The organism is Enterobacter sp. 342, assembly GCF_036663495.1.
GTDB lineage: Bacteria > Pseudomonadota > Gammaproteobacteria > Enterobacterales > Enterobacteriaceae > Enterobacter.
In genome coordinates this window covers 48,838-59,522 of sequence record NZ_JAWUEI010000030.1, presented here as the reverse complement: position 1 = coordinate 59,522, position 10,685 = coordinate 48,838, and the positions used below count along the sequence as shown (strand labels likewise).

General features: G+C 51.1%; 7 protein-coding genes. All 7 read left to right on the top strand.

The features are described from left to right. On the top strand, positions 1-908 hold a 908-nt coding region (locus V6E55_RS19970), incomplete at its 5' end, for a type VI secretion system Vgr family protein (protein WP_316943751.1). 1 nt (position 909) lies between these two features. Beyond that, positions 910-1,965, top strand: a complete 1,056-nt coding sequence (locus tag V6E55_RS19965) for a T6SS immunity protein Tli3 family protein (RefSeq protein WP_316943750.1) — start codon at positions 910-912, stop codon at positions 1,963-1,965. Continuing rightward, complete coding sequence (locus V6E55_RS19960; protein WP_316943749.1) at positions 1,949-3,883, top strand: T6SS effector phospholipase Tle3 domain-containing protein; 1,935 nt, start codon at positions 1,949-1,951, stop codon at positions 3,881-3,883. The genes V6E55_RS19965 and V6E55_RS19960 overlap by 17 nt, the downstream gene beginning before the upstream one ends. A 79-nt stretch (positions 3,884-3,962) precedes the next feature. Next, positions 3,963-4,226 (top strand): PAAR domain-containing protein, encoded by a 264-nt coding sequence (locus tag V6E55_RS19955; RefSeq protein ID WP_316943748.1) that lies wholly within the window; start codon positions 3,963-3,965, stop codon positions 4,224-4,226. After that, a complete protein-coding gene (locus V6E55_RS19950; RefSeq protein WP_316943747.1) occupies positions 4,226-5,656 on the top strand; it encodes a hypothetical protein in 1,431 nt (476 codons plus the stop codon). The genes V6E55_RS19955 and V6E55_RS19950 overlap by 1 nt, the downstream gene beginning before the upstream one ends. A gap of 5 nt (positions 5,657-5,661) precedes the next feature. Then, a complete protein-coding gene (locus tag V6E55_RS19945) occupies positions 5,662-9,066 on the top strand; it encodes an ImcF-related family protein (protein ID WP_316943746.1) in 3,405 nt (1,134 codons plus the stop codon). Continuing rightward, positions 9,066-10,667 (top strand): type VI secretion system protein TssA, encoded by a 1,602-nt coding sequence (gene tssA / locus V6E55_RS19940; protein WP_316943745.1) that lies wholly within the window; start codon positions 9,066-9,068, stop codon positions 10,665-10,667. Before V6E55_RS19945 ends, tssA begins: the two co-directional genes overlap by 1 nt. The last annotated feature ends 18 nt before the right edge of the window (positions 10,668-10,685 follow it).

Below are 10,685 nucleotides of genomic sequence, written 5' to 3'. Positions count from 1 at the left end.
ATGCGGAGAAGCAGAAGCGCGGTGAGGGTTTTGAGCTCAGAACCGACAGCTGGGGCGCCATCCGGGCGCAGAAGGGGTTGTTCATCAGCGCTGATGGCCAGACGAAAGCACAGGGTCAGGTGCTGGAGATGGAGCCTGCGCTCGCAAGGCTTTCAGCAGCATTAGTGGAAATGGAATCCCTTGCAGCCAGCGCGCAGCAGGCTCAGGCACTGGCTGCCGATGTCGGTCGTCAGCAAAAACTCCTGAAGCAAAAAATCGAACAGTTACATGAAGAGGTCATCCTGGGCAGTGCGCCGAAAGGGATGGCGCTGGTGAGCGGTGAAGATATGCAGTTATCAGCCAGTGATAATCTGATGCTGACGGCAGGCAAGCAGCTGGATGTCGGAGCGCAGAAAGATTTCACGCTGGCCGTGGGTAAGCAACTCAGTCTGTATAGCCGTGAAGGTGCGAAATTGTTCAGTTCACATAACGATATTGATATTCAGGCTCAGGGCGGGAATATCACCACCTGGTCGACGCAGGACACGCATATATCGAGTGGCAAGAAACTGGTCGTGACGGCACAGGATGAGTTGACGCTGATATGCGGTGGTGGCTATATCAAAATCAAGGGCGGGAATGTTGAGATTGGCGGGCCGGGTAAACTGCTCATTAAGAATACCGGTATCAAGAAAGCTGGCTCAGGTAATATGCAGGGCGTGATGAAGTCATTTGAGCCATCAACGTTTGATGAGAAATTTGTAATCAGAAATGCGCTGACAAAAGAACCATTACCAGGTAAGGCGTACAAAATCACTATGCCAGATGGTTCTGTTCTTTCCGGTATTACAGATGCTTCTGGAGCAACGTCACTCAATTCTTCTGATGTTATTGACAATATGATTATCAGCTTAGTTAAGGCGAATTAAGATGAGATGGAATCAGTCAGACAGGAAAGTCCTAACAATTATATCGATTATTGGTGTATTCCTGTATGCCATTTATAAAGGCTTACAGTTCCTGGCAGGAGCCAGTATGGGGGCCAGTTTTGGGGTGGGTCTGGGAGAAATGAGCGGTTCTCAGAAGGTAGAGGAGTCACGAAAAGTTGAAACAGATGCACCGGCTCAAATTATTTATCGCATAGATAAATATCGATATCTGACGCTAGAAAACTACATATCCTGCGATAAGGGTGGGCAGGTTTATTACAATGACACTCAGCGGGGAATAAAAACACTCCTGGGATGGGATATCGATTTCAATGATTTCTCATATCGACTTGGGAATAGCATGGCAGCATACCAGGGTATTATCGTTAATGGTGCGAGTAATGGGTATCTGGCATTTCCTGGAGCATCCACCGATCAGTATTGTGGTAGCGGAAGGTCAGAACGAGGTTGTCCAGTGTTTTTCTATTTTTCAGAAGATTATGGTAAAACCTTTATATATAAAATTTTAGCTGAGGAATACAGCACCCCTGAACGGTTTAGTAAGCTTAAAGTTGTGGTGGCCAATGATGGAATTTATTTGAGAGATGAATCTGAACCAGAAAACATCTACTCTCATCCGTGGGGAAATAACGATCTCCGTTCAGTTAACAAATTTAGGGTTGCTGACGGTAAGTTAATAAATGTTTACGATGATTGGCAGAAGAAAACAGATGATTTGGTTAAGGAAGAATTGATAAGAAAAAAAATACCATACGCAAACGAGTATGGCCCTCATTTTCAGATATTCGATTATACTAGGTCAACAACGCCGCCAAAAACACATGATGAAAGCAATGCAATTGCAAATGAATTGTCTGATATTCGAATTAGGATTGAAGATAAGGTGTATAGTGACAGACTCAAATTCCCAAATGTTTCAACGCAAAGTATAGATTCTAAATATCTATGTAATAAAGGCATTGAAGCAAAAACTATTACATATACAACTGAGTCGAATGGGAAAAAGGAGGTGGTAAAAAATGGTCAGCAAAAATGAACTTGTTCGAGAACTTGAATGTAGGCTTGATGATAATGGACATCCGTCCTGGCAGTCGTTCCCTTCTCATAAAAATTGCCAAGTAAGAGGAGGTTGCGATTTACCACCACACTTACCAGGTATTATTATACTCGTCCATGGTGTTAACTCAACTGGTGAGTGGTTTTTAAATGCCGAAAAAAATATATGTGATGGCTTGAATAAAAGGCTTGGGTTAAATGGAACAAACTATGAGCTGGGAATTAATAAATATCTTTCGGATAATAAAGTAAATTTTGAGCCTCTAACCCCCAGAGACTTACCTGTGGTTGATAAAGAATGCTCCCCAATTATTCGATTTTATTGGGGGTACTCACCAGTTAAAGGTGAAGAGGATAAGTATATTATTCCTTTGGCCAATAGGCAGGGTGTTGATTATCACCAACTAAAAAGGAACGGGATACCTCACGAAAGTATTTTGAAGCAAGGTCCGTTTTTTTGGGGGGGAGGGCCATTTCAGAATGGAACAAATAATTTGCACTCTGTATGGAGTGGTAAAGGGTTTGAAGAAAGTGTGGCTGGTATTAAAGTTCAGTGGTTTAATGAAGACAAAGATCGCCTTTTAACCAATGCACCTCCGAGAAAATACTATGCTCATGCAGCCAAACGTCTCGCAGACCTGATTGATAGTGTTCGTAAAAAATATCCCAAAGATACGGTTACCATTATTTCTCACAGCCAGGGAACGATGGTGGCAATGGCTGCGGTTGCGATTGCTGAGCAAGCTCCTGATGCATTGTTTGTACTTAACTCTCCCTATGCAATGGATCATAACGATCTTAATGGTGCGTCGCTTCCTGCAGAGGAATGTATCTCACCTGAAGGGAGGCAAAGCACATTGTCTGCCATTGTTGATAAGGTTGCTTCCAGAAAAAATCACCTGTCATCGCTTGGCTATGAGGGGCTTTGCGTCGGTCAGACGGCAGATAAAAAGAGTTGGCGACCTGATGTCACTCTTGCTGGTGAAAATGGCATCAGTATTGCCGAACGAGATAATCACGGACGCACTTACATCTATTTTTGTCCTCATGACCGTGTTATGGGATCACGCCCGCTACGCTCAATTGGCTGGCAGGGATTACCCAATGATTCTCAGGGGCAACCTCATCCTCTGCTGAAAAAGCATCAGGGTAATTTATTTCAGCGCATGCTGGCTCGCAGTACCTCATGTGGCGAAGCTCCAAACGCAGTAACACCTTTTGCAAAACTGCCAGATGGCAAACCTTTTTGGGATGATAAAGGCGATAAGTATCAAAGCGGTAGTTTCACCTATCCGGAGCCTCCAGAATGGCAAACTGTTTTTATTAATGCCGAAAAAGTACCTGAACCTATTGATGCTGCAAAATTAGCTAATTTTGATGTATCACGCGTTGGAGCGGAGCATGACCAAGAGCAAAAAGATGGTTGGGGTGAAACAAAAAAAGGGGCAATTTATAAAAACGACAATACCTATGATAATTACATCAATCTATATCCCAATCAGGATATTGTGATTGGATTTAAAAATCTGGGAACTGAATCTGAGCCCCGAATGGTGCCTGTGACCCGTAAAGAGACGTTTGAAGAAAAGGATCTGCGCCTACGAACCTATGTTTCACAGCCCACGGATCATAGTACTCTTCCGATGCGTGCTGATTTCATGTCGCAGGTGGTAGCGTATGACTTACCGATTGGGTATTGCGATGCAACCTGGGATAAGGCATTTATGGCCGATTTACGACGTAAAGCGGATTGGGTGCAGGGCGAGGATCCCTATCTCTTCAGTGGAATACCTGACAAAGTGCCGGAACCTGATTTAATAAGCCGCGACACGGTTATTGATGAATTTAATAAAGCGCAGAGTAAGCTACCTGCTTACAGAACTGTAAATAAGGCATAAATATTATATATTGATTTTAATGTTTCGCGTGCTTTGTAAGGTTAAATGAAATATTTAATTATAAAGAAGGGAATGGCAAGTGGGGAAAAACGTTGTTGTTTTAGGGGATACTACTTCGCATGGCGGTAAAGTCACATCAGCCTCATCCAGTTTCAATATTTCAGGGAAGAATGCTGCTCTTTTAAATGACACAGTATCTTGCCCTGAGCACGGCACAAATAAAATTATTGAGTGTGATGTTTCTGCGTATGAAGAAAATGGTAGAGGGATCGTTTTGCATAACTGTAAAACACAGTGTGGGGCGAGCGTTATCGCAAGTATGCAGGATATGGAGGTTGGCTGATGGGATGGTCTCTGCCGGAGGTAACTGAAAAAAAACCGGCACCGGTCTGGTCGCCGTGGGTTTGTCTGCTGATTATTATCCTGGGTCTTTTCATTGGATTGCTTGTAGCAGTGTTTAAATCACCAATAACAGGGTTACCTTCGTTGAGCAGCGGGTACTGGTTACCACTGACGACCAGGACATTTGCAGGTATTTCTGCAGCCATTGCTATCTACAGCTTCTGGTGGGAAACACTGACAGTCCGTGCCTGGAACTGGAATGAATGGTGCCGGAGCACACGGCTGAAGTGGCGCTTACGCGCGCACCAGCATCTTGTCATTCTCAGCCATGTTTTCATCGCTGCCGATATTGGATTGCTGTCTCGTCTTGCACATACACAGGAAGGGGATAATACAGACACGCCACCTTTAACGTTGCTGCCTGACGCACCGCTTACGCCCGGCATTTCACGTTTTGAGCAGCTACTTCGTCATCTTATCGATCAGATAACACCTTCGATTCGGCGGCGATATCCTTCAGGCCCGCTCCAGATTATTGTTCAGACCAATGGCAGCGACAAAGATCGTGAATCTCAGTCTTTCTATCGTATCTGGACAGCAGGATCCCTCCCCTGGAAAATCGAGATTCATTTTCAGGACGCAGACTCATCCTTTGATGAATGGAATAAGTTTGTCGGGTCCTCAACGAGAGCAATACTGGTTCTGGCGATGCACTACCGCCAGCCCGACGATGTCCTGCAGGAATTTGCCACCGCGTTATTTTTGATGCCTCCGTCAATGCTGAATCCTGGTGAACAAAAAAATGCCTTACGGTTGTTCCGGGCAATGCCGCTCAATACCCGTATGTTTGCATCTGAACTTGGTGAATTACGGGATATGGCCCTCACACCTGCTGGCAGAAAGCATCTTGTCTGGCATAGTGGGCTGGCGGATGCACCACGACAGTCAGTGAGCAGGGTACTGAATGGTCTTGCGATCCCTCTGTATGATGGCGTTGGTACTGGTGGTGTCATTGACTATGACACCGCATGCGTTCGTTATGGTGATCTCGCTGGCTGGGCGATGATTGGTGCAGCAGCGGATATGGCCGCATATGGTCCCACCTGCCAGTGGCTTCTTCTTGAAGGTGAAGATGATGCCTGGGCTGTGACGCTCGGAAACACCGCCCCCGTTCTCGGGCAAGATCGTTTCGTGGTTCCGTCTCCGTTTCCCGGGGGATCAGTTCTGATGGCACTACTTTTGAACGTCGGGCTGTATAGCCTGATGATCCACTATTTCCCTTCAATCGCATTCTCCTGGTCTGGGATCACCCTGCTTCTACTGTCGCTGATTGTGACATTTCCCGGGTTAGCCATTTTGCTGCGACGCGTTATCGCCCGTCTTCAGCGCCCCGTATTTATCAGGGCTGCACGACAGTCCGGAAAGGAATAGCCGGCATGAAAAAGGTTTCAAAGCCCCTGGGAGCAGGATTACTCATTGTGGCAATTTTGCTGATGGTGCTCTTTGCTCTTGCACAGACAACGCAGTTGCCCTCCGACAATGGTGGCGATAATTTCTGGTATGTTCTGGCAGGTTTTATAACCCTCACTGCCGCGCTGTGTACCCTGGTCTTTTTTACGTTGTCCAGGCAGCAAAATCCTTCTCCCGTTACGCCTGATGGCGAAAACAATCACACTGAAGAAAAATCGTCGGATCAATATGACTTTTCGGCACTGAGAAAACATCTCAAAAGACGTTACTCATTCTTCTGGCATAGTAAGGTGCAGCTGCTGCTTATCATCGGCGATGAGGCGGCAATCGAACAGCTGGTACCGGGCCTGCAGGAAAAGCAGTGGCTTGAAGGCAACCGTACCGTTCTGATTTACGGCGGCAGTCTGACCACTGAACCGGACAAGGAAAAATATACCGCGCTGCGTAAACTGCGTCGCGGACGCCCGCTGGACGGAATAATCCGTGTCGTACCGCAGTCGCTTAACCTCACCCCACAAATCAGCGACACCGATTTACGCGGACTGGAAAAAATCAGCGAGTTGCTGCGTTATTCCGCCCCGGTCTGGCTGTGGCAATTGTGCGACAGCAAGTGGTCGCAGGCAAAACGCACTGAACAGACGGTAGGGGCCGCTTTCCCGCTTCGTGCTAAGCCTGACGATATAACCCGTCAGCTTGAACTGATGCTGCCGGTACTGCGGACGCAGGGTGTGAGTCAGGTCGCTGAGAATAACAGCCACGACTTCCTGCTGCGCCTGGGTCAGTACCTCAAAGACGGCGGTATCGTCCGCTGGACTGAACAACTGGTGCCATGGTTGGCTGCCTCCCAGCAACGTGTTCCACTGCGTGGTCTGATGTTCAGCCTGCCGGACAGTGATCCTATTCATATGTCTCAGGGAACTGCCGGCGCTGAGAAATATGTCCCCGAATCACAACGCCATGCGCTGACCCTGCCAGCAACCTGGCAGGGCATCGTGGATGACTGCACCCGTGTACGTGGCCGCCGTGTCGGTATGGCGTGGGAGCAGACCTTTGCCTGGACACTGATGACCATCATCGGTGTCTGGGGCGCGGGAATACTGCTGTCGTTCGCGGTCAACCGTATGCAGATAGTCTCTGTTGCCGGGCAGGCTCATGCTCTGGTGGAGCATCCTTCCGTATCGGATTACCAGCTGACGGCCCTGCATACGCTGCGTAACGACGCCGGCCGTCTGCAGCACCGTATTCAGGAAGGCGCGCCCTGGTACCAGCGCTTCGGGCTGGACCATAATCAGCAGCTGCTTGACGCGATGCTGCCCTGGTACGGTGTGGCGAACAACCGCCTGATACGCGACCCGGCAAATGAGGCGCTTAAGCAGAAGCTCAGCGCGCTGGCAAATTCTGCCCCCAACAGCGACCAACGAGCACAGCTGGCGAAACCCGGTTATGACCAGCTGAAAGCCTGGCTGATGATGGCCCGACCGGATAAAGTCGACGGCGCGTTTTTCGCGCAGACTCTGAAAGCCGTGCAGCCGACGCGAATGGGTATTTCTACCGGTCTGTGGCAAAGCCTGTCGCCGGATTTGTGGGCCTTCTACATTACCGAACTGCCAAAGCAGCCGCAGTGGAAAATCGCCCCTGATGCCCAACTGGTCAGCCAGAGCCGCCAGGTGCTGCTGCAGCAAATTGGCCGCCGCAATGCGGAAAGCACACTGTACGAAAACATGCTCAAAACCGTGCGTCGTAACTTTGCCGATGTGTCTCTGGAAGACATGGCCAGCGGTACCGATGCGCGTCGTCTGTTCACTACCGACGAAGTGGTGCCGGGCATGTTTACCCGCCAGGCCTGGGAAGGGGGCATTCAGCAGGCTATCGAAAAGGCCGCAAATTCCCGCCGGGATGAAATTGACTGGGTGCTGAGTGACTCCCGTAAGGCGGTGTCCTCAGACCTGTCGCCGGAGGCACTGAAAGCGCGTCTGACGCAACGTTACTTCACCGACTTTGCCGGTAGCTGGCTGAGCTTCCTCAACAGCCTGCGACTTAATCCGGCAAACAACATTGCTGACGTGACCGACCAGCTGACGCTGATGAGCGATGTCCGTCAGTCGCCACTGATTGCCCTGATGAATACCCTCGCCTGGCAGGGACAGACCGGCCAGCAAAGCGAAGGTCTTTCGGACTCTATCATCAAATCGGCCAAAGACCTGGTGGGTGGAAAAGATAAGCCTGCGATTGACCAGTCTGCGTCAGGGCCGCAGGGACCGCTGGATGAAACCTTTGGCCCGCTGCTTCAGCTTCTGGGTAAAAACAAAGGCAGCAACGTCATGTCGGCAGACAACTCCCTGAGCCTGCAGACGTATCTGACCCGTATCACCCGCGTGCGTCTGCGACTGCAACAGGTGGCCAGCGCTTCTGACCCGCAGGCGATGATGCAGACCCTGGCGCAGACTGTATTCCAGGGGAAAAGTGTGGACCTCACCGACACCCAGCAATATGGCAGTCTGATTTCGGCAAGCCTGGGCGAAGAGTGGAGCGGTTTTGGCAGCACGATGTTTGTGCAGCCGCTGACCCAGGCCTGGGAGACTGTGCTTCAGCCGTCGGCGGCGAGCCTGAATGATAAATGGAGCCGCTCGATTGTCGCGAACTGGCAAACTGCGTTTGACGGACGTTTCCCGTTTGCCGCCAGCAAAAGTGATGCCTCATTACCGATGCTGGCTGAATTTGTGCGTAAGGACAGCGGACGTATAGAGCGCTTCCTGACGACAGAGCTCAACGGCGTGCTGCACAAAGAGGGCAGCCAGTGGGTACCGGATAAGGTCAACAGCCAGGGACTGAGCTTTAACCCGGCCTTCCTGCGGGCTATTAATCAGCTGAGCCAGCTGTCAGACATTCTGTTCACCGATGGCAGCCAGGGCATCAGCTTTGAGCTACAGGCCCGTCCTGTGCCGCAGGTGGTGGAAACCCAGTTGACCATTGATGGACAAAAGCTGCACTACTTCAACCAGATGGCTGACTGGCAAAGCTTCCGCTGGCCGGGAGATACCTACAAGCCGGGGACGATGCTGACCTGGACCACCGTCAACGCCGGTGCGCGTCTGTTCGGGGATTACAGTGGGACCTGGGGCTTTATTCGCTGGCTGGACTTGAGCAAGCGTCAACAGCTTGACCGCAGTCAGTGGATGATGAGCTTTACCGCTCCGGATGCTCGCACCCTGCAGTGGGTGCTGCGCTCACAACTCGGAAAAGGCCCGCTGGCGCTGTTGGATTTGCGCGGTTTCACGCTGCCGGATCAAATATTCAGTGTCGACAGCGCGGCCACCGCTCAGGCACTTATGGCTAATACGGGAAACAATAACATGGAGGATGTCGAATAATGAGCACACTGCATAATCTGGTTGCCGTCTGTCAGGCTGACGAAACTCAGCAGAGGCTGCAGGCGCAGATACGCACGGAAAACTGGCAACCCTGGCTTGCTCCGGTAAGCGTTGCCAGTCCGACTGGGGAAGACCCGGGATATGACGATGATTTTCAGCGTATCCGCGAAGAGGTCAATAAGCTCTCCGGCATTGATACTGGGCTGATATGCACGCTTGCCGAAAAGTTACTGACCAACGTGGCTAAAGATATCCGGGTTGCGACTTATTACTGCTGGGCTCGCCTGCACCAGGATGGCGAAGCTGGTTTTGCCGAAGGGCTTGAACTGCTGGCGGGATTACTGCAGCGCTACGGCATGCAGCTTCACCCTCAGCGGGACCGCAGCCGCAAGGCTGCTCTGGAATGGCTCGCCGGTACCCGTGTGCTGGACAGTTTGTCACTGTACCCGGAGGTCGTAGGCGAGGATGCACAGCGTACCGCCGGGGCGCTACTGCTCATCACTGACAGTCTGGAAACAGAGCCTGAAGCGTCACGGCCGGAGCTCAATGCACTATACAGTGCTCTGGAGTCCCGCCTGATGAAAGGTGGGGGCGTGGATGCAGTGGTACCGCAGAACGCCAGCAGTCAGACACGTGCGCAGCAATCATCTCACGCGGCAGAACAGGATGCGCCAGTGCTGGGTCGCATCACCTCCGGTCAGGATTTGCTGGCCCAGGCTCGCACCCTGACGGGGTATCTGCGTGAACAACCCGGTGGTTGGCTTGCGGCGCATCGGCTGATGAAAAGTCTGCGTCATGACACGCTAAGCGCTATTCCGGCACCGGATGCTGAAGGGAAAACGCGCATCGAACCGCCGCGGGCTGACCAGCGGGCCCTGCTCAAACGCCTGTACCTGCAACAGAGCTGGCTGGAAATACTGGAGCAAGCGGACAATACCTTCTCGCGCGGAGCCAACCACCTCTGGCTGGATTTGCAGTGGTATATCCACCAGGCACTGATTAAATCGGGGCAGGATGTACTGGCCGATATCATCGTTACAGACCTGAAAGGATTGCTGCGCCGCCTCACCGGGCTTGAAACCTTGGCCTTTAACGACGGTACGCCGTTTGCTGATGAAGTGACGCTGAACTGGATAAACCAGAGCGTACTGGACGATATGTCCGGCTGGCGGGATGAACCGGTCAGCGCAGCCAGCACGGAGGATAACGATATTCTGGCGCTCGAGCCTGAGGCACTGGAGAAAGCGGACAGCGAAGGTCTTGATACCACACTCCACTGGCTGCAGACCCGGCCTGGTACGGACTCCACAAAAGACAAATGGCTGCTGCGCCTGCTGATGGCCCGTGTAGCAGAGCAGAAGGGCAAAAATGAGCTGGCTATGCATCTGCTTGGTGAACTCGATGGAGCAGCTCAGTCCATCACCCTCACGCAGTGGACACCAACACTGCTCTTTGAAGTGAAATCACGTCGCCTCAGACTGCTGCGCATGAAAGCCACACGCAGTGAAACCGATAAATCGCGGCTTCAACCGGAGATGGACCAGCTTCTGGCAGGTCTGATTGCGCTTGATCCGGCAAGCAGTGCAGTGCTTTGCGGGTAACAACACCTGGCATACCTT

Coding starts and splice junctions, on each gene's coding strand:
- V6E55_RS19965 (WP_316943750.1), top strand. CDS start 910: ATGAGATGGAATCAGTCAGACAGGAAAGTCCTAACAATTATATCGATT.
- V6E55_RS19960 (WP_316943749.1), top strand. CDS start 1,949: ATGGTCAGCAAAAATGAACTTGTTCGAGAACTTGAATGTAGGCTTGAT.
- V6E55_RS19950 (WP_316943747.1), top strand. CDS start 4,226: ATGGGATGGTCTCTGCCGGAGGTAACTGAAAAAAAACCGGCACCGGTC.
- V6E55_RS19945 (WP_316943746.1), top strand. CDS start 5,662: ATGAAAAAGGTTTCAAAGCCCCTGGGAGCAGGATTACTCATTGTGGCA.
- tssA (WP_316943745.1), top strand. CDS start 9,066: ATGAGCACACTGCATAATCTGGTTGCCGTCTGTCAGGCTGACGAAACT.